The 21587-nt window shown below is 35.4% G+C and carries 16 protein-coding genes and 1 tRNA gene; 4 read left to right on the plus strand and 13 right to left on the minus strand.

Translation table 11 applies throughout. From position 1 onward, the window contains the following. Nucleotides 1-99 precede the first annotated feature (99 nt). A complete protein-coding gene (gene trxB / locus QZ136_RS06770) occupies nt 100-1047 on the minus strand; it encodes a thioredoxin-disulfide reductase (RefSeq protein ID WP_291401745.1) in 948 nt (315 codons plus the stop codon). A 188-nt stretch (nt 1048-1235) separates the two neighbouring features. Here trxB and QZ136_RS06775 point away from each other — a divergent pair, with 188 nt between their 5' ends. Continuing rightward, nucleotides 1236-3425: a DUF5916 domain-containing protein gene (locus tag QZ136_RS06775; protein WP_291401747.1), complete on the plus strand. Its 2190-nt coding sequence runs from the start codon at nt 1236-1238 to the stop codon at nt 3423-3425. A 1-nt stretch (nt 3426) separates the two neighbouring features. On the opposite strand, the gene QZ136_RS06780 is transcribed toward QZ136_RS06775, so the two are convergent. From QZ136_RS06780 to purL, 5 genes are all read right to left on the minus strand, one after another. Continuing rightward, nucleotides 3427-4587, minus strand: a complete 1161-nt coding sequence (locus QZ136_RS06780) for a dipeptidase (RefSeq protein ID WP_291401749.1) — start codon at nt 4585-4587, stop codon at nt 3427-3429. An 11-nt stretch (nt 4588-4598) separates the two neighbouring features. Next, the gene (locus QZ136_RS06785) at nt 4599-6227 is read right to left on the minus strand and encodes an acyl-CoA carboxylase subunit beta (protein WP_291401751.1); all 1629 of its coding nucleotides are present in this window, start codon (nt 6225-6227) and stop codon (nt 4599-4601) included. Between the two features lie 44 nt (nt 6228-6271). Continuing rightward, nucleotides 6272-7285, minus strand: coding sequence for a YCF48-related protein (locus QZ136_RS06790; RefSeq protein WP_291401753.1), 1014 nt, complete (start codon nt 7283-7285; stop codon nt 6272-6274). Continuing rightward, complete coding sequence (locus tag QZ136_RS06795; protein ID WP_291401755.1) at nt 7282-7713, minus strand: DUF2147 domain-containing protein; 432 nt, start codon at nt 7711-7713, stop codon at nt 7282-7284. Before QZ136_RS06795 ends, QZ136_RS06790 begins: the two co-directional genes overlap by 4 nt. 106 nt (nt 7714-7819) lie before the next feature. Then, a complete protein-coding gene (purL, locus tag QZ136_RS06800; RefSeq protein ID WP_291401757.1) occupies nt 7820-11509 on the minus strand; it encodes a phosphoribosylformylglycinamidine synthase in 3690 nt (1229 codons plus the stop codon). 263 nt (nt 11510-11772) lie between these two features. Here purL and QZ136_RS06805 point away from each other — a divergent pair. Further along, nucleotides 11773-11856, plus strand: a tRNA-Leu gene (locus tag QZ136_RS06805). 139 nt (nt 11857-11995) lie between these two features. Here QZ136_RS06805 and QZ136_RS06810 read toward each other — a convergent pair. The 4 genes from QZ136_RS06810 to QZ136_RS06825 all read right to left on the minus strand — a co-directional run bounded on the left by QZ136_RS06810 (nt 11996) and on the right by QZ136_RS06825 (nt 16309). Continuing rightward, the gene (locus QZ136_RS06810) at nt 11996-12760 is read right to left on the minus strand and encodes an MBL fold metallo-hydrolase (protein ID WP_291401759.1); all 765 of its coding nucleotides are present in this window, start codon (nt 12758-12760) and stop codon (nt 11996-11998) included. Continuing rightward, nucleotides 12757-13032 (minus strand): hypothetical protein, encoded by a 276-nt coding sequence (locus tag QZ136_RS06815; protein ID WP_291401761.1) that lies wholly within the window; start codon nt 13030-13032, stop codon nt 12757-12759. The genes QZ136_RS06810 and QZ136_RS06815 overlap by 4 nt, the downstream gene beginning before the upstream one ends. Before the next feature lie 69 nt (nt 13033-13101). After that, entirely contained in the window at nt 13102-13752 is a 651-nt protein-coding gene (locus QZ136_RS06820; protein ID WP_291401763.1) for an outer membrane lipoprotein carrier protein LolA, read from the minus strand. A 16-nt stretch (nt 13753-13768) separates the two neighbouring features. Next, nucleotides 13769-16309 carry a DNA translocase FtsK gene (locus QZ136_RS06825; RefSeq protein WP_291401765.1) on the minus strand — a complete coding sequence of 847 codons (2541 nt, stop codon included), beginning with the start codon at nt 16307-16309 and terminating at the stop codon, nt 13769-13771. 267 nt (nt 16310-16576) lie between these two features. Between QZ136_RS06825 and QZ136_RS06830 the strand changes: the two genes are divergently transcribed. Continuing rightward, nucleotides 16577-17224, plus strand: a complete 648-nt coding sequence (locus QZ136_RS06830) for an ankyrin repeat domain-containing protein (protein ID WP_291401766.1) — start codon at nt 16577-16579, stop codon at nt 17222-17224. A 59-nt stretch (nt 17225-17283) separates the two neighbouring features. On the opposite strand, the gene QZ136_RS06835 is transcribed toward QZ136_RS06830, so the two are convergent. The 3 genes from QZ136_RS06835 to pyrF all read right to left on the minus strand — a co-directional run bounded on the left by QZ136_RS06835 (nt 17284) and on the right by pyrF (nt 19701). Next, complete coding sequence (locus QZ136_RS06835) at nt 17284-17505, minus strand: PspC domain-containing protein (protein WP_291401768.1); 222 nt, start codon at nt 17503-17505, stop codon at nt 17284-17286. Then, complete coding sequence (locus QZ136_RS06840) at nt 17477-18787, minus strand: DUF2851 family protein (RefSeq protein WP_291401770.1); 1311 nt, start codon at nt 18785-18787, stop codon at nt 17477-17479. Before QZ136_RS06840 ends, QZ136_RS06835 begins: the two co-directional genes overlap by 29 nt. A gap of 80 nt (nt 18788-18867) precedes the next feature. Continuing rightward, entirely contained in the window at nt 18868-19701 is an 834-nt protein-coding gene (gene pyrF / locus QZ136_RS06845; RefSeq protein ID WP_291401772.1) for an orotidine-5'-phosphate decarboxylase, read from the minus strand. Nucleotides 19702-19937: 236 nt separating this feature from the next. On the opposite strand from pyrF, the gene rho reads away from it, so the two are divergent. Then, complete coding sequence (gene rho / locus QZ136_RS06850) at nt 19938-21560, plus strand: transcription termination factor Rho (protein ID WP_291401774.1); 1623 nt, start codon at nt 19938-19940, stop codon at nt 21558-21560. Nucleotides 21561-21587: the final 27 nt, after the last annotated feature.

Consider the following 21587-nt stretch of genomic DNA (forward strand, 5'->3'; position numbering starts at 1 on the left):
ATTTAATTTATCCTTAATAATGTTCTTAAACAAACTGAATTTATGGTTAAAAAAAATGCCCCTAAAAGGGGCATTACAAATAAATAAATTGAAAATATATTAATGATCTTCCTTCGCGGCTAAATAGCGTTCAGCTTCTAAGGCTGCCATACAACCAGTTCCTGCAGCTGTAATTGCTTGACGCCATAATTTATCTTGAGCATCGCCACAAGCAAAAACACCCTCAATATTTGTTTTTGTACTATCAGGTTTGGTTATTAAATAACCCGTTTCATCCATATCTAACCAACCTTTAAAAATTTCTGTATTTGGATTATGACCTATAGCCACAAAAAATCCGCTTACATCAATTGTTTTTTCTTCGCCAGTTTGATTATTTGAAACTAAAATACCTGTAACATTTTTACCATCGCCAAGAATTTCTTTGGTGTCAGTATTATAATGAATTTCAATATTTGGTGTGTTTAACACTCTATTTTGCATTGCTTTTGATGCTCTAAACTCATCTCTACGAACAAGCATATGAACCTTATTACAAAGTTTTGCAAGGTATGTAGCTTCTTCAGCTGCTGTATCGCCGGCACCTACAATTGCAACATCCTGACCTTTAAAGAAGAATCCGTCACATACCGCACAAGCTGAAACACCAAAACCATTGTATTTTTGCTCACTTTCTAGTCCCAACCACTTTGCAGAAGCACCAGTAGCGATAATAACGGTATCAGCTGTAATTGTTTTGCTTTCATCAATGATTACCTTATGAGGCTTAGATGAAAAATCAACACTACTCGCATATCCAAAACGAATTTCAGTGCCAAAACGCTCTGCTTGCTTCCTAAAGTCCTCCATCATTTCAGGACCCATTATTCCTTGTGGATAACCTGGAAAGTTTTCTACATCAGTTGTTTGAGTCAATTGCCCCCCAGGAACCATACCCGTGTACATCAACGGCTTTAAATCAGCACGCGCTGCATAAATAGCAGCTGTATACCCTGCGGGACCAGATCCTATGATCAGGCATTCAACATGTTCAATTTGTTCAGACATCTTTTTAATATTTATTACAAAAATAAGGATTTGGGGGCGTAAAGGCAACCATCTTTTTCCAAAGAATTAAACATTAAATCATTTGAGTACCTATATTTGGAACTAATAGAAGAATAAAGCTAATTTTAATACCTAAACCCAGTCTTTTTCCTAATATTACACCTCATTACAAAAAAAATCATTCCCCTATGTTGCAATTTTTGACATCAATTAATTATCGTTTTTTACTCATTTCACTATTCTTTTCTATTAGCATCAATGCATTAGCTCAAAAAAAGAATGCTCAATACGAGTTAAAAATCAGGCCTAATAGCTCAGAAATTAAAATTGATGGCATCATGAATGAGAAGGCTTGGCAAGATGCTGATTTAGCGAGTAAATTTTTCATGGTTCAGCCTATGGATACGAGCTACGCCCAAATCCGCACTGATGTTAAAATGAGTTATGATAAAGACTTTCTATACATTATTGCCATTTGTTATCATGAACCAGGCCCTTATTTCGTTGAATCTTTAAGACGTGATTTTGCTTTTGGGAAGAATGATAATTTTTTAATTTTCATGGACCCATTTGATGATCAAACAAATGGTTTCTCTTTTGGCTCAAATGCGGCTGGTGCCCAATGGGATGGGATAATGTACGAAGGCAGCAAAGTGGACTTAAGTTGGGATAATAAATGGGAATCGGCAGTTAAAAATTATGAAGATCGATGGGTATTTGAAGCGGCAATTCCTTTTAAATCAATTCGATACAAGCCTGGAATCACAAAATGGGGCATAAATTTTAGTCGTTTGGATTTAAAGTCGACTGAGAAATCAAGCTGGGCTCCCGTACCACGCCAATTTGCAACTGCATCGCTTGCCTATACCGGTAATTTGGTGTGGGATCAACCTCCTCCAGTACCAGGACAAAATATCTCTATAATCCCCTACACTCTTGGCGGACTTTCAAGCAATCATGCAATAAGCCCAATTAAACGTGATCAAAGAGGAGAAATTGGTGGTGATTTGAAAATTGCTATAAATTCGTCGCTAAACCTTGATTTAACTGTAAATCCTGATTATTCACAAGTTGAAGTTGACCGTCAAGTACCGAATTTAGAGCGATTTGAGTTATTTTTCCCTGAAAGGCGACAATATTTTCTTGAAAATGGAGATCTATTTTCAAATTTTGGCTATCAAAATATTAGACCATTTTTTTCTAGAAGAATCGGACTAGGTGTTCCTATTCAATATGGTGCTCGTTTAAGTGGTAAGCTTAACAAAGATTGGAGAGTGGGTTTAATGAATATGCAAACAGAGAAAACTGGAGTTTCAGACCCAGCACAAAATTTTACTGTGATGGCACTCCAAAGAAGAGTTTTTGCTCGATCAAACATTGGAGGGATTTTAATTAACAAGCAATCTCTTAATCTTAACTCTGAAAATGTAGCTGCAGGGATATCAAAATATAATCGGGTTGCTGGAATTGAGTATAATTTGGCGTCATCAAACAATACTTGGACTGGCAAGGCTGTTACTATGAAATCTTTTAGTCCCAATGGTGGCAATAAGGATATGATGCAAGCAGGAAACCTACGCTATTGGACAGGAAATTGGGATATCAATTGGCAGCACGAATACGTTGGCAGCGATTATAATGCTGAGGTTGGCTTTGTGCCAAGAAGAGGTTACATCAGCATAAATCCATCAATTGGATACCTTTTTTTTCCGAAAAAAGGTAAAATTCTTAGCCACGGGCCTAAATTATTTTCAGGCACCTATTTTGATGAACATTTAAACCGTACGGACTACACTAATTACCTTGCATATAATTTCACTTTTCGAGATAAAACTACATTTACAAGCTGGATAGCAAATGATTATGTAAACCTACAAAGACCTTTTGACCCCACAAACCGAGGTGGTGCTACGTTAGCAACAGGTACTGAGCATAGTTGGGAGGCTTTCGGTATGGAATTTACTTCAAGACCTCAAAGTCTCTTTACAATGGCTTTATCAACTCGCTACGGAGGATATTATGCAGATGGTAATCGTTTAAATATCAGCAGTGAGTTCGGATATCGCTTCCAACCTTATGTTAGTGTGGCATTAAGTTCAAGTTATAATGATATCCGCTTGCCGGAACCATGGAACACTACTAAATTTTGGCTTATTGGTCCTAGATTGGATGTAACCATGACTAACAAGTTATTTTTTACAGGTTTCGTACAGTATAATGAGCAAAGCGATAACATCAACTTAAATACTCGTCTACAATGGCGTTACAAGCCTGCCTCAGACTTATTTATCGTGTACACCGACAATTATTTACCTGCTCCATTCTCGGTAAAAAACAGGTTTTTAGTCCTTAAAATGACTTACTGGTGGAATATTTAAATTAGCCCTTATTAGCCTTTAATAATCTTATGAAATTCAATCCAAGGATTTTTTTAACATCTGCTTTTGAGTAGCCACGATTAATTAGAGCATCAGTAATTAAAGGGTATTTTGAAACATCCTCTAATCCTTTGGGATAAGATTCCGCTCCATCATAATCTGCACCTAAACCTACATGATTTGCTCCAACAAGCTTTACCATGTGATCGATATGATCAATTAATAACGACAAAGGGGCTTTAATGTCTTCAATTTCAGACTGATATTTTTTATTAATTTCTTCTTGTGCCAAAGATCTACTTCCAAGTTTATTACTCAATTCAATGAGCTCATTTTTATGTCTTGAATTAAAATCACTGAACTTTGCCGCATAAGTACTATCTAAAAAACCACTATAAAAATTAACAAAAATAACACCACCTGTTTTTGCAATGGCTTTAATTTGATCATCATTTAAATTCCGCTGATGGGCATTAAAAACATAAGCAGAGCTATGGGAGGCCATAACTGGCTTCTTTGACGCCTGGATAGCATCATAAAAAGATTTTTCACCAACATGCGATAAGTCAACAATAACTCCTAGTTCATTCATTCTGTGAATGATTTTGATACCAAGATCACTCAATCCTATTTGTTTTAAACTATCTCTTTTATAGGTTTCTTCATATGCTGAACTGGCCCAAGGAGTACTATTATTCCAAGTTAGAGTCATATAGGTCATTCCACGTTTAGCCAATGAATCCAGATTATCAAAGGTATTTTCTATCATGTGTCCGCCTTCAACACCAAACAAAGCGGCCATTTTACCATTCTTAATAGCCATTTTAAGCTCTTTGGTGGTACGAACCTTAGCAATTAAACTCGGGTGACGATTAATTAAAGCATCAAGCGAATCAATTTGTCGATTTGCTAGATTAAAACCGCCAGTATGATCGCTCCACACAGAAAAAACTTGAACATCCAATCCGCCCTCTTTTGCACGAACCAAATCAAAGTTCCCTCCCTTTTGCCTTAATCCAATATCTATCCCAGATTTAATCTGATCTGATAAAATATCACCATGAGTGTCAACTACAATAGCTTTTTTATGAAATTTAGAATTTGATTGTCCAAATGCATTCAATGATGCTATGAGAAACAATAGGAATAAAGTTTTTTTCATCCTATTAAAAATTAGGTTTGTAAAATACCAGGGTTAAACGAGTTTTCAATTGGAGATTGATTTGCGGCTTCAATTCCCATTGAGATAACTTTTCTAGTCTCAAGCGGATCAATTATTCCGTCAACCCAAAGCCTAGAAGCGGCATAATACGGCGTAGTTTGGCTATTATATCGATCGGTAATTTCTTTTAGTAATTCATCTTCTTTTTCCTTGGTAATCACCTCACCTTTTGCCTTTAAAGATGCTTCTTGTATCTGTAACAATACTTTTCCTGCCTGTGAGCCACCCATTACTGCAATTTTTGCCGAAGGCCATGCATAAATCAATCGAGGGTCGTATGCTTTTCCACACATGGCGTAATTGCCTGCTCCATAGGAGTTGCCAATCACAATTGTAAACTTAGGCACAACAGAATTTGCTACTACATTTACCATTTTGGCGCCATCTTTTATTATTCCACCTTGCTCAGACCTACTTCCAACCATAAATCCAGTAACATCTTGAAGAAAAACTAAGGGTATTTTCTTCTGATTACAATTCATTATAAAACGGGACGCTTTATCTGCCGAATCTGAATAAATAACGCCTCCAAATTGCATCTCCCCCTTTTTGCTCTTAACTACTTTACGTTGGTTTGCCACAATTCCCACAGCCCAACCATCAATGCGCCCTAAGCCGCAAATTATACTTTGTCCGTATAATTGTTTATACTCTTCAAATTCAGAATTATCGAGTAAACGATGAATAATATCCCGCATATCATAGGGATTTTCTCTATTACTTGGTAAAATCCCGTAAATTTCCTGCTCATCTAATTTGGGTGAAGCAGGTTTTATCCTATCAAAACCTGCATTTTGAGGAGCACCAATCATGCTCATGATCTTTTTAATGGAATCTAAACAAGCAGCATCATTTGGATGCTTATAATCAGTTACACCAGATATTTCACAATGTGTTGTTGCACCACCAAGAGTTTCATTATCAATATCTTCTCCTATAGCCGATTTTACTAGGTAGCTTCCCGCTAAGAACACAGATCCTGTACCCTCAACAATCATAGCTTCATCGCTCATGATAGGCAAATATGCTCCACCAGCAACGCAGGAACCCATAATTGCGGAAATCTGCACGATACCTTTGCTACTCATGATGGCATTATTTCGGAATATTCTACCGAAATGCTCCTTGTCTGGGAATATCTCATCCTGATAGGGTAAAAATACTCCCGCAGAATCTACCAGATAAATAACAGGTAAACGATTTTCCATCGCTATTTCCTGTGCCCTTAGATTCTTCTTGGCAGTCATGGGAAACCAAGCACCAGCTTTAACTGTGGCATCATTGGCGATAATCATGCACTGTCGACCAGAAACATAGCCTATACCGCAAATTACGCCTGCTGATGGGCATCCACCAACCTCTTTGTACATATCTTCGGCTGCAAAGGCACCAATTTCTAACCAGCGACTTTCCTTGTCAATCAAATAACTAATTCGCTCGCGAGCTAGCATTTTCCCCTTCTCTTTTTGCTTTGCAGCAGCTTTCTCTCCTCCCCCAGCATAAATCTTTTTCAATCGATTTTTAACCTCGTATGAAAGCTGCTTATTGGCATCTTCGTTTTTATTAAACTCTAGATTCATATTGGCAATTTAAGCGTTAAAAAAATGAAAAAAAGACAATTAAATTAATATGTCAAAGAAGCGATACGGCCATCGCTACCGGTCAAGATAACCAATTTGCCCAATTTAGCCTTTCTAGCTGTGTGATAGCCTAAGATCGATAAATTACGCCATGTTTTACCACCATCGTCTGAAAAATCGGTACCAGTGGGACCAGTTGCAATTAAACTTTGTTTAGAAAGATATTCAACTGCAGAACGATATCCAAAAGTAGAAATTAATGGTTTTTGCCATGATTTTCCACCATTTTTGGTTATCAATAAATTATTTACTCTTGAGGTATCACTTAGATAATCGCCACCAACTGCAAGTCCCATTCCTTTCTTACGAAAAGCAATTGAAAAAGGGCCAGTAGAGCTTTTACCTTGAATTATGGGGCAATCATAAGCATTCCAAGATTGACCATAATTTTTAGAGTGAAAAAGTCTTGATTTTAACCCTCCTGTAGCAATCCAAGTATTTCCCTTCGAATCACAACGAATGGTCGTCCCGCTAGCTGCAAAGCTAGCCTCGCCAACATGTAGATCAATGGAATTATTGGTACTAATATTTTCCCAGCTCGCACCTCCATCATTGGTTTTCAACAAAACCATTTTTTGATTTATCGGATCTCCATAAATAATTCCTCTTTCAGAATCCCAAAAATCCATCCCATCTAAAAATATATCTGGTGATTCATTTCTATAAACCTCTTTCCATGAATTTCCACCATCAAAAGTAATTAAAATTACTGCGGGACTTCCGGCATTTATTAAAATAGCTTTCGAATCAGAAAAGGCTTCTATGTCCCTAAAATCTAGGTTTTTATAAGCCGCTAATTGATTCCATGACCATGTTTTTCCGCCATCTAAACTACGAGCTACCCAACCTTTGCTACCACTAATCCAAGCAACTGAATCATTTACAACCGACAAGCCACGCAAGCTTGTATTTTTGCCAGAATCAATAGGATTTAAAATTTGAGCCTCTGATTGAAAACAGACTAGAAAGAAAAAAATAGATAAGAAAAGCTTTATCATTTTACGCGAGTCCAACTTTCGGTTCTCCCCAACATAGAAAAGCCAACAAAACCTCTAACATTTATTTTGTCTGGGCCTTGCGGACTTATTTTACAGCTATAAGTTTTGCCAGTTTTAGGATCATAAATACTGCCCCCCTCCCAAATATTATCACTAAAAACAAAGTCCTTTAAGATAACTAAGCCCAAAATAGGATTTTGACTTAATGAAGTATTGGGATTATTTTTATCCAGCCTTGGCTTCCCATCAGGATTGTTGGGCACCTTCATCCATGAAATTTTACCAAAATACTTACCTGCATTAGGATAAATTTGGATATGTGCTTCACCGCTAGCATTAAGCCATTTTCCAAGAATCTGATCCTTGTTTTGAGAGAATGCATTGATGCTGAAAAACAGCAAGAAAATAAATATAAGACGCTTGTTCATAAAAATAATTGATCTAAGATAAAAATAGGGATAATTTCAAATTATCCGACTAATGATAGAGGAAGATCTGAAATTTAAGCCCATAATTACAATTATAAGACAAAAATTATTTAGTTCTCTTTTCAAGCCATTTTCTAGCATTAACAAATGCTTCAAGCCATGGTGATACCTCATCTTTTTGAGCTCTTTCAGGATAATTTGCCCAATTCCATGGGAAAATCGATCGCTCAATATGAGGCATTGTTACTAAATGTCTTCCTGTTGCATCACACATCATAGCTGTATTAAAATCAGACCCATTTGGGTTTGCAGGATAATTTTCATACCCATATTTTGCAACAATTTGATATTGTTCTTCAGGATTTGGCAAATTGAATTTACCCTCTCCATGTGAAATCCATACCCCTAAAGTGGTACCTTCCATTGAGGAAAGCATAATTGAATTATTTTTTTGAATCTTAACTGAGGTGAAGCCACTCTCATGCTTATGAGATGTATTATGAAGCATTTTACCATGCTTTTGATGCTCCGGATTAATTAATTCAAGCTCCATGAATAATTGACAACCATTGCAAATACCAACTGAAAGCGTATCCTCACGCTTAAAAAAGTTCTTTAATGCTGAATTTGCCTTTTCATTGTACAAAAAAGCTCCTGCCCAGCCTTTAGCTGATCCAAGAACATCCGAATTGGAAAATCCACCAACAGCTCCAATAAATTGAATATCTTCTAGGTTTTCTCTTCCGGAAATTAAATCTGTCATGTGCACATCCTTCACATCAAAACCTGCTAAAAACATAGCATTGGCCATTTCACGTTCTGAATTACTCCCTTTTTCGCGAATAATAGCTGCTTTCGGTCTGGTTGCACCTTTAGCAATAAATGGAAGCTTACCATCAAAATTAGCAGGGAAATGGAATTTTAATGGCTGAGACTTATAATTTGTGAAGCGCTCTAAGGCCATTCCATTTTTCGACTGCTTTGAATCCAATAAAAATGAAGTTTGAAACCATGCATCTCTAAATTCAGAAACATTGAAATTAAAAGAATCATCATTGTTTTTAATATTCACAACATTGCTATCAATAACAGTCCCAATATTGAAAATTTCAATATTATGCTCCGCAAACACTGATTCTACTGAAGAATCTGCTTGGAAAACTACAGCTATATTTTCATTAAATAAGGCCTTTACACTATCATTCTCTAACAATAAACTTAAGTCGAAATTTGCACCAAGATTTACATCGGCAAAGCACATTTCTAAAAGAGTGACTATTAATCCACCACTACCAACATCATGTCCAGCTTCAATTTTGCCTTCTTTAATTAAATTTTGAAGTACATTGAAAGCTGTTTTAAAATAGGATGCATCTCTAATTGTTGGGACTTCAGAACCTATTTTATTCAAAATTTGAGCAAAGGAAGAGCCACCTAGTTTAAAGGTATCTTGTGAAAGATTGAGATAATAAATATTACCACCGTTACGCTTTAAAACGGGTTCTACAATTTGATTGATATTTGAGCAATTTGCACCAGCCGAAATAATTACCGTGCCAGGCGCGATTACCTCTTCATTTGGGTATTTTTGCTTCATAGATAGCGAATCTTTACCCGTAGGAATATTAATTCCCAAATCGATAGCAAAATCCGAACATGCTTTTACAGCTTCATATAAACGAGCATCTTCACCTTCATTTTTACATGCCCACATCCAGTTTGCTGACAATGAAACTGAAGATAGGCCATCTTTTAGTGGAGCCCAAACAATATTTGATAGGGCTTCAGCAATAGCTGTACGTGAGGCTGCTGCAGGATCAATCAAGGCAGCAATTGGAGAATGTCCAATAGATGTTGCTAAACCTTCTTTTCCCTTAAAGTCTAATGCCATCACCCCCACGTTATTGAGAGGTAATTGAAGTGGACCAACACATTGTTGTTTTGCGACTTTACCACCAACACAGCGGTCGACTTTATTAGTTAACCAATCTTTACAAGCAACAGCCTCTAATTGTAAAACTTGATTAAGGTACTTTGGAAGATCTGAGACAGTATAATTTAATTCGGCATAAGCTCTATTCACTGTTTTATCAGCCATGACAGTCTTTGGTGAACTTCCAAAGAAATCTTCCAAAGCATAATCCATTGGTTTTAAACCAGTTGATTTAGATTCAAATGTAAAACGATGATCATTAGTTACATCTCCAACTTCATACATCGGAGAACGCTCACGGTCAGCAATACGCTTCAATGTATCAATATCGTCTTGACCAATCACCAAACCCATGCGCTCTTGCGATTCGTTACCAATAATTTCCTTTGCAGATAAAGTTGGATCTCCCACAGGTAATTTATCCAAATCAATTAATCCACCTGTAGCCTCCACCAATTCAGAAAGACAGTTTAAATGCCCTCCAGCACCATGGTCATGAATAGAAACAATTGGATTGTGATCACTTTCTACTAATCCGCGGATTGCATTTGCAGCACGCTTTTGCATTTCAGGATTTGACCTTTGAATAGCATTCAACTCAATTCCAGAGCCAAAAGCACCGGTATCTGCAGAAGAAACAGCAGCGCCACCCATTCCAATTCGATAGTTTTCACCTCCAAGAATTACAATTTTATCACCTGATTTAGGAGTTTGTTTTATTGCTTGATTGAGTTTTCCATAGCCAATGCCACCAGCTTGCATAATCACCTTATCAAAGCCTATTTTACGACCTTCTTCTTGGTGCTCAAAGGTTAAGACTGAACCAGCGATTAATGGCTGACCGAATTTATTTCCAAAATCTGAAGCACCATTTGATGCCTTTATTAAAATATCTACTGGTGTTTGGTATAACCAAGGGCGTTCAGCCATTGCGTTTTCCCACTCAGCACCCTGATTATCTGCAGAATTGCCTCTATCGAGACGAGAATAAGAAGTCATATAAACCGCTGTGCCTGCCAAAGGCAATGAACCTTGACCACCAGCCAAACGATCACGAATTTCACCTCCAGAACCGGTAGCAGCTCCATTGAATGGCTCAACTGTAGTCGGAAAATTATGAGTTTCTGCTTTTAATGATAAAACCGACTCAAACTCTTTTTCTTCATAAAAATCAGGCTTATCTGCACTTTTTGGAGCAAACTGCACCAATTTAGGACCTTTTACAAAAGCTACATTGTCTTTGTAAGCCGATACAATATCATTTGGATTAGTTTCCGAAGTTTTGCGAATCAACTTAAATAGCGAGGTGGGCTTTTCTTCCCCATCGATAATAAAGGTACCATTAAAGATTTTATGACGACAATGCTCAGAATTAGCTTGAGAAAATGCGAAGATCTCAGAATCTGTCAGTTTTCTATTCAATTTGACAGATAAATTATTTAAATATTCAACCTCTTCTGTGCTTAGCGCAAGTCCTTCAGATTGATTGTATGCAGCAATATCATTGATTTCTAGAATGGGCTCAGGACTGATTTTTACGGTATAAATTTCTTGGTTGAGCTCCGTGTATTTTTGAAAAAGCATCGGATCAAAATCATTGAAGTCTGCTGGAGCTCTTTCAAATTCCTCGATACGAATTATGCCTGAAATACCCATATTTTGGGTAATTTCAACCGCATTGGTACTCCAAGGTGTAATCATTGCTGCTCTAGGCCCAATAAAATAGCCTGGCATTATCTGATCATCTTCTTTTTTAGACTCCCCAAAAAGCCAATTTAGTTTTATAACATCAGCCGGAAGTATCTCTTCACTTGTTTGAACCGCATAAATTTTATCGAGTGGGGAGGCAAAAAAATGGATCATTTAACGTTTTCTTTGGGTACCATTAATAGTAAATACAAAGTTAATTTTTTTATGTGAAAATGGGGACAGATTCTAACTTGAAAAATCAAAATATAGCCTGTCTTATTTCATCAAATAAAAACCTTGAATTATAACACACATTTAAGATAATAACGCTATTTTTCTATCTTTTAATGTTAATTATTAGCAAATCTTATATATTTGCAATCCAATAAAACGAAAATCTAATTTTATCTTTTAAAAGATATTAGAATATCACCTATGCCCAGGTGGCGAAATTGGTAGACGCACCACTTTGAGGGGGTGGCGCCTTAACGGGTGTGGCAGTTCGAATCTGCTCCTGGGCACTTAAAATACTTGTTTTATCTTCAAGCATTAAAAAAAGATTGTTTTTTACAGAAAAATCCAGACTTCAATAATAAATAATTGGAAATAGTCCACATATAATGATTTTCTCAAAACAAGATTAAGAAAATTCTCAAAAAATTATAAGTCCAATTCTAGTCCATCATAAGCCAAAAAAACACCCTCTGGCAATTGCTTTGACACCTCAGCATGAAATCCCAACTTATGGCTAATATGCGTTAAATAAGTCCTTTCAGCGCCTATTTCTGCAGCAAATTCCAAAGCTTCATCAAGAGTAAAATGTGAAATATGCTTTTCTCTTTGTAAGGCATTAATTACTAATATTTTAGAACCTTTTATTTTCAATTTCTCCTCCGGACTTATTGTTTTAGCATCAGTTATATAGGTAAAATCACCTATTCTGAAACCAAAAACGGGAAGTAGATAATGCATAACTGAAATCGGCATGATATCTACTCCAACAGCTCGAAAGGACTCCCCTTCTGAAACATCGTTTAGTTTTAAACGTGGAATTCCAGGGTAATTATTGCCAGAAAAAACATAGTGAAACTCCTGCTTAAGCGCTTCTTGAACTCGAGGATGAGCATAAATATCAATTTCAGACTGCTGTTTATGATTGAAAGCTCTAACATCATCTAATCCAGCAACATGATCTTTATGCTCATGTGTATATAAAATAGCATCTAATTTTTTAACCCCTGCACGAAGCATTTGAAAGCGAAAATCAGGTCCTGTATCTATAATTATTACTTTCTCGTCAATTTCTATAAGAACTGAAACTCGAAGTCGCTTATTGTACTTATCCTCCGACTTACAAACGTCACATTCACATGCTATTACTGGCACGCCCTGTGAAGTTCCTGTTCCTAAAAATGTAACTCTCAAAGTTCTAATTTTAATTGTTTTAAGTCGGAAAGAAAAGCTTTTTGCTTATCATCAAGCAAAGTTTCATCGCTATCAGTCCTTTGTAGCAAATCGGCAAGAGCATTTATTTTACTCTCAAGATTTGAAAATTTATTAACAATAATAACCCTACTATTTTCTAATAGACATGAACCAGTCTTAAAATTACCTCTCTCATATCTTAACTTAAAGCCAAGTGATTTTAATAAAGCCTCTAATTTATCAAGAGTGTGCTGTGTATAGCTGAGTGTCATTGCATTCAAAAATAATAAAAAAGGGCTTAAACGCGATACGATTAAGCCCCTAAAATAAATTTTATAAAACTATCTTAGATCTACCAACTCTACCCCAGGATAAAGCTTTGAATCAAAGGTAAATGTTGATTCTGGCACCTTTACATTCGGCATAAATGTTTTGATGGTATAAGTATATCTATTACCGTTTTTATCAAAAATAACAGCATTCATTATTTGCTTCGTTAATTTATCAATTTGTAGCCTAACTTTAAAAAAGGAACGTTTTCCGTCAAGTGGAGTTAAATCAATAACATGTAAGGTTTTACCATTTAACTTGGTATCATTGGTATAAACCGACTTAAATCCCTTTTCATAAATAGTGAACAGTTTTGCTGGGTTAAGTGCATCAGACGAGTTATCTACTTCACTTAATTGCACTTCTTTATCGGCTTTTAGATAAGTCCATTGATTTTTCCCATCACTTATCAACTCCTGCCCTTTTAAAATAATTTTGTACTTATTTAATTTAGATTTTACAATTAAAGTCCCTAATTGAGTTTCCTTAATCTTAGCCTGAGGATTTTCAAGGGTATATGAAAAATCTGTTTTTACAACATCGTAAGCTCGATATTTTTTTGAAACTTCTGCTAATATTTCCTTGGCCTTAACCTCGCTTTGTGCATAAGCACTAAATCCAGAACCCATTATAATCAGAGCTCCAATTAAAAATTTCTTCATTATATTTTTGTTTTATTTAGTCTTTGTCTAATGTATTCAAGAATTGTTCCAAAGAATATTCATCGGGAATTAGCACCTCTCTTGCCTTACTTCCTTCAAAAGGACCAACAATATGTGCTGCTTCAAGCTGATCAATAATTCTTCCAGCCCTATTATAACCTAATTTTAGCTTACGTTGAATTAAAGAAGTTGAGCCCTGCTGATGCATTACAATCATTCTGGCTGCTTCTTCAAACATTGGATCGCGGTCTGAAGGATCAAATTCTTTAGCTGACGAATCCCCATTTTCATCAATATATTCAGGTAACATCCATGCAGATGGATATCCTCGTTGAGAACCAATAAATTCAGAAACCTTCTCAACTTCAGGCGTATCCACAAAAGCACATTGTATACGAATTAAGTCGCTACCTGTTGATAAAAGCATATCTCCTCGTCCAATTAGCTGATCGGCACCACCACTATCTAGAATAGTTCTAGAATCTATTTTAGATAGTACTCTAAAGGCTAATCTAGCTGGGAAATTGGCCTTGATTGTCCCAGTGATAATATTAACTGATGGTCGCTGAGTGGCAATAACTAAATGAATACCAACGGCACGAGCTAACTGAGCAATTCTAGCAATTGGAGTTTCAACTTCCTTACCTGCTGTCATCATCAAATCGGCAAATTCGTCAATAATTAATACAATAAATGGCAGGAATCGATGACCATCATTTGGATTTAATTTCCGACTTATAAACTTCTGATTATACTCCTTTAAATTACGTACATGACCATTTTTCAAGAGATCATAACGATTATCCATCTCGATACAAAGCGAGTTTAAAGTTGTAATAACTTTTTTAGTATCGGTAATAATGGCATCTGCTTCACCTGGCAATTTGGCAAGAAAATGTCTTTCAATTTTCCTAAACAACGTTAATTCAACCTTTTTAGGATCAACAAGTACAAATTTTAATTGCGATGGATGCTTTTTATAAAGCAATGAGACTAATATTGCATTAATACCCACCGACTTACCCTGCCCTGTAGCTCCTGCAACAAGCAAATGTGGCATTTTAGCTAAGTCGGCAATGTAAACCTCATTTGAAATTGTCTTTCCAAGTGCAATTGGCAAGTCCATCGTAGTATTTTGAAACTTCTCAGTTGCCAAAACAGAACGCATAGAAACCATTTCCGGATTCTGATTTGGAACTTCAATTCCAATGGTACCTTTTCCAGGCATAGGAGCAATAATACGGATTCCTAATGCGGCTAGACTCAAAGCAATATCATCCTCAAGATTTTTTATTTTTGAAATTCGAACCCCTGGAGCAGGAATAATTTCATATAAAGTTACTGTGGGACCAATGGTAGCTTTGATTTTATCAATTTCAATATTGTAGTGGTTGAGGGTTTCTACAATCTTGTTCTTATTGGCTTCTAATTCCTCTGCATTTACAGCTATTTTATTTGAACCATGGTTCTCTAAAAGATCTAAAGTTGGATATTTATAACTTGACAAGTCTAAAGTAGGATCATACATCCCAAACTGCTCTACAAGCTCAGATGATTTTTGCTCTTCTTCCGTTTTTTCTATACTCAATGGCGGAGATACATTTAAATCCTCATTTACTAATTGAGCTGTTTCAAAAGGAATATCATTTGAAGGACTTAGAGTTACTGCTTGATGAACTTCTGTCTCGAGTTCAATAGTTTCCTTAGCTGGCTCCTTGCTTAAGATAGTATTTATCGTGTTTACTGGCGTTGTTTGCCCAGGCTTATTCGGTAAATTAAACTCAACAGGGTCATAAATAACTTCATCCTCCAATTGAATATCGGCATCTGAGGTGTCAGGAACAACATATTTAGGCTCTGAATTACGCTCGGGAAGTTTGAAATCAATATTGTAAGCAATAATTAAAACACTTAAACCTGCAAAAGCAAGTAAACCAGCGATTCCTGCATTTCCAATTTGGGCTTGCAATAACCTGTTTGTCCAAAATCCAAATTCACCTTCCAGAAAATGAGGATAATCAATGATAAAAGAATGAAAAAACGCTGAACTGACAGAAATAAATAATAACAAGAAAAGTGAATAGCCTAGTGTCTTTGAAACTGAAAAAAGCTGAACCTTAAACAGCATTCTATAACCTAAAATAAAGAAAACACCAATAAATATAAATGATGCAATTCCAAACCACTCATAAATAAACTGATGAGATAAAAGTGCTCCAAACTTACCTAACCAATTCTGTACAATTGCTTGATTAACACCAGATTTTGTCAATTCCAGCTGAGTTTTCCATAAATTAGACCATCCCCCGTTTGCATCTAAAACATAGCTTTGGTCATCTTCCCAAGTAAACAAATAGGAAGTAAAAGCAACCATAAAATATAGGGAAACGATTAAAAAAAACAAGCCAATTATTTTAATCGTACGGTCATCATTAAACTTAAACTTTGGCAGAACTTCTGTTTTTTCATTCGAACCCGCTTGTTTCGAGGTCGATTTAGACTTAGGTTCGTCACGAAAAGTGTTTGAATTCCTGAATTGATTTCCTTTTAGGGGCATTTGGTAAATTTATAAATAAAGACAAATATAATGTTATAAAGAATATTTGAATAGGCAGAATTAGTATCCTCAATAATAATAAGGAATTATGACTTTCCAATATTTTATATTGAAGATTTTATTTTAAAAGTTGTGATAAAAATACGTGTTATTTATTTGAAAATATTTTCTAGATAAAAAATGATTTAAAACAATGAGCTTAGATAATTATTAGATATTTTTTTTAATTTTAATTATATCTCATGAAATTCAATTTATTTTAAAAATATGAGTCAGGCTTTATTGGAGGAATATATTGAAACTGGCAATATAATTGAACTAAGTGTGCTTTTAAAGGCACAACCTCAGCTTGCAATCCAAAAAACAAGTCAGCAAGTTTCCCCAATTATGCTAAGCGCTTATTATAAAAAACCTGAAATTGCTGAAATTTTATTTAGCTATACTCCTACTATAACTATTTATGAAGCCCTTGCGCTCAATAAATTGGATATAATTAAGGAAGCTATAAATCTAAATCCGACAATAATCAATGAATTCTCTGACGATGGCTTTAGCTTGCTTTATTTAGCAAGTTATTTTGGGAATGAAAATATTACACATTTACTGCTTCTAAAAGGGGCTAATCCTAATATCCCCTCTAATAATGTTTATCGCATTTACCCATTACATATAGCTATAGAAAATAACTTTACAATGATTGCTAAAATGTTAATTGAAGGTGGTGCGGATTGCAGTTTTACACAATTTTCAGGGATTACCCCCCTACATTTAGCAGCAAAAAACGGAAATATCGATTTACTAATCGTTCTTCTTGAAGCTGGAGCTAATGTAAATATAAAAAATCATGATGGTAAAAGTCCCGCAGATCTAGCCCTAGAAAACGGATTCGATGAAATTTCAAAAATACTTTCCTAAGTATTAAATAGAGCAATAAATTGTTATTTATTTATAAAATTTTAAGATTTCATAAACAATTAAAAATCCCACACCCGAGTTCTAATTCGCTTAACATAATTACGAATATCGAGTACAAAGGCAGCAAATACATAAAATACTAAGGGGAATCCAACCGCTAGAAAAGAAGAATATATGAAAAATAATCTAATTTTTGAAATAGAAATATTAAAACGCTCTCCAAGGTAAGCACAAACCCCAAATGATCGTTTTTCAAAAAATGTTAGAAACTGTTGTAGCATTATTATTTGATAATATTTTAATTCCAATTCCACAAGATAAACATTTCTTTTGATCACAGTAAGTTTTTTTTAATTGAATTAGCGCCTGACTTTGAGCAGCGTTTTCAGGAATCCAATTCATTTTTATAAAACGCTTTATAAATCCATTGTCCTCTGGACCAATATTTTCTAAAAGGTTTATACCTTTATTTATGTATTTCTTATCACCATTAAGAAAACCAAATGCAAAGGAAAACACTGCCACAGTATTTATAAGAATATTATTTATGGCTTCATCTCCCAATGTTGTTGAAGATTTGCGGCATTCTTTACCAAAGCGATAATGGGTATCCCAATAGCTATTTAAAGGTAGATCTCTGAAAACTTTAAGGATGTTTTTGATATCATTTTCCTCATTGATTTTAGAAAAAAGATGATTGGACTTTAAAACCAATGCTGCAAATTGAGCAAGCCTTAAGCTCGGAAAATTACGAGGCCTGAGTCTCATATATTTCCATAGATATTTATCAATCGACTTTAAACTATGTTTTTTCTTTAAAAAACGGTACTCCTGCATGATAGTATTTGGATAAGATTCCTTAAACATCTCATTCAAAAATCCTGCCTGCCCAAAAACTAAGGCTTCAATTTGGGTGGCTTTATCTTTGTATTTTGCTAATAATTTTTGTGGTAAAGAACGAGCGAGCATTTCAAAAGGAAGTGCATTTGTTTTAAAGCCAAAATTGCGTGCTAGCATAATGTAAAAGGCATCATCCCAACTACCTTTATATTCCTTTAAAAGTTCATTAACTTGAATTGATTTTTCTTCTAAACGTTCTATCAAGATCCTAGAAAGCCAATTTTTAATAATGAATGGCTCTATGATTGATAAATGCCTTTCACAAGGTATCCATGTCATTTCGGCCATTAAGGCAGAATAATTGTAAATAAGTTCTTTAGAAATTAAGTCTTTAACCTCGAAAACAGGTATTTCGGTTCCGTCACTGCGATAGATAGTCTGATCATGAACAGACACCACATGTAAAATTACATTTTCATAGGCTGGATCAAACTGGTGTTGATGTCGATTCCAATCAGAAGATCGAATATGAATTTCAACATTTCCAGCCCACAATGTATCACCTATCTTAATTTTAGCGCTTTCAAAGTCTGGGCCAGCATTCATATTGTGCAAACCAACATTAAGAATTTCTAATGTTTCGCCTGCAACAGTTTTATAATTCAGCTTATTGAATAAACTATACTTCCATAAATAATGATAAAAATCTTCTGGTAATGTCATATTTCAAGCTAGCACAATTAGAGAATGCAGTAAAAAAATATGATTAAACGGCAGTTTTTAGCCCATTAACGGTAAAAATCCTAATTTAACAGACCAATTCCCTCTAAAAGAACTTCCATTTCTGATTGAAGTTTCTTGGCTTCTTCTCTAGCACGTTCTGCAAAATCATGGCCTGAAGATGCGAAAATAATAGACCTCGACGAGTTGATTAGTAATCCACAACTTTCTGATAAGCCATATTTACAAACCTCCTGCAAGCTTCCACCCTGCGCTCCTACACCTGGCACGAGTAAAAAATGATCTGGGGCATATTTTCGAATTGCTAAAAACTCTTCAGCTCTAGTAGCGCCTACAACGTACATCATTCTGTCGTTTCCTGCCCATGAATTAGCTTTTTGAATAATATTTTCGAACAAACGTCCTTTTTCGGTTTCAATAAATTGGAAATCCTTTCCTCCCTCGTTTGATGTTAATGCTAAAAGTATGACCCATTTATCTTCAAAAGCTAGAAATGGCTTAACTGAATCACTTCCCATGTATGGTGCAATGGTTATAGCATCAAAGCTCATTCCAGAAGAAGCATGATCAAAAAATGCTTTTGCGTACATAGTTGAGGTATTTCCAATATCGCCGCGCTTAGCATCAATAATTCCTAAACATGTTTTTGGTATATAATTGGAGGTCCCAATTAAACTTTGCCAGCCAGCAATTCCTCTACTTTCATAAAAAGCACTGTTAGGCTTATATGCCACGCAAAGATCATGCGTAGCATCAATAATACGCTTATTAAACTCCAATACTGGATCCTCAAAGTCGAGTAAGAACTCTGGAACCAGATTAATGTCTGTATCAAGACCTACACATAAGAAAGATTTCTTGATTTTTATTTGCTCAATAAGCTGCTCTCTAGTCATTTTAATAGCTGAATTTGGACGAATTTAAAAAAAGATGCAGTCTTTGAATAAAAAAAGAATTAAAATTTTGTTTTTTTCTTTTTATTCCATAAAATTGTACTGTTATCTCATTTTATCCCTGAATTCAGGAAATCACAATAATTTTTTGTATCTTTATAATTCCATTAATTCTTGTGTTGCCATTCTCCAGGATAAATTTACTAAACTAAAATCCCAAAAAACATAAACCATATTTAATGCTGGATAGTAATAAATTGAACGATAAGCTCGTTTCCGAGCTACGTGAAATTGCTCAAACCTTAGGTGTCGCAGATACTGATACATTACGTAAGCAGGATCTGATTAGCAAAATTCTTGAACAAGCAGATGTACCTCCTATCGAGGTGAATACTGAAATTGAAAATCCAATATCAAATTCTAATGATATAGATTCAAAGCCAAGAAAGCGACTTCGTACTACAAAACCTTCCGGGGATAATAAGCAGCATAAAGAGGTTCATTTAGATAATACTAGGACATTTGACTTCCCTGAAGTAGAAGATGAGGTGGTTTTAACAGAATCCTCAGAACCTAAGATTGAAGTTTTGGCCTCAGAAAACCCTACAACTGAAGCAGATGTTCAGCTTAATGAAACAAAAAGTCCCTCGGAGCCTAACGAGGCTAAAAAGTTTGAACGTAGACCAAACCCTAACAATCCAAAACAAAATCAAAGAAATCAAGATGCTCCTGCATTAAACATGGATTTTGACAATGTTATTGTTAATGAAGGTATTTTAGAAATTATGCCTGATGGATATGGATTTTTAAGGTCATCAGATTATAATTACCTATCATCACCAGATGATATCTATGTTTCTCAATCGCAAATAAAACTTTTCGGATTAAAAACCGGAGATACTGTAAGAGGAAGTATTCGTCCACCAAAAGAAGGTGAAAAATATTTCCCTTTGGTACGTGTTGAAGCTATCAATGGAAGAATACCTGCTGAAGTCCGCGATAGAGTACCCTTCGACTACCTTACACCGCTTTTCCCAACAGAAAAATTAAACCTTTTTGTTGATACTGGAAATCACTCTACTCGAATTATTGATCTTTTCACACCAATTGGTAAAGGTCAGCGTGGCTTAATAGTAGCACAACCTAAAACAGGTAAAACAATGCTACTTAAAGATGTTGCCAATGCCATTGCAAAGAATCATCCAGAAGTTTATTTAATCATTTTATTGATTGATGAACGTCCGGAAGAGGTTACAGATATGGCTAGAAGTGTTCGTGCAGAAGTTGTTTCATCAACATTTGATGAACCCGCTGAACGACACGTTAAAATTGCCAATATCGTACTTGAAAAGGCAAAAAGAATGGTTGAATGTGGACATGATGTAGTTATTCTACTTGATTCAATCACTCGTTTAGCGCGTGCTTATAATACTGTTGCTCCTGCATCCGGCAAAATTCTTTCGGGTGGTGTTGATGCCAACGCATTACATAAGCCTAAGCGCTTCTTTGGTGCCGCAAGAAATATTGAAGATGGTGGCTCTTTAACCATTTTAGCTACTGCTTTAACAGAAACTGGCTCTAAAATGGACGAGGTTATCTTTGAAGAGTTTAAAGGTACCGGTAACATGGAATTACAATTGGATAGAAAACTATCTAACAAGCGTATTTTCCCTGCAATCGACCTCACAGCTTCAAGTACTCGTAGAGATGATCTTTTATTAGATAAAGATACCTTACAACGTATTTGGATTTTAAGAAATCACTTAGCAGATATGAATTCACAAGAATCTATGGAATTCTTGCAGTCACAAATGCGTGGAACAAAAACCAATGAAGAATTCTTAATTTCAATGAATTCATAATTTTAAGGAAAGAAATAAAACATCAAT

Origin of the sequence: Daejeonella sp. (assembly GCF_017495225.1) — a bacterium.
Classification (GTDB): domain Bacteria; phylum Bacteroidota; class Bacteroidia; order Sphingobacteriales; family Sphingobacteriaceae; genus Daejeonella.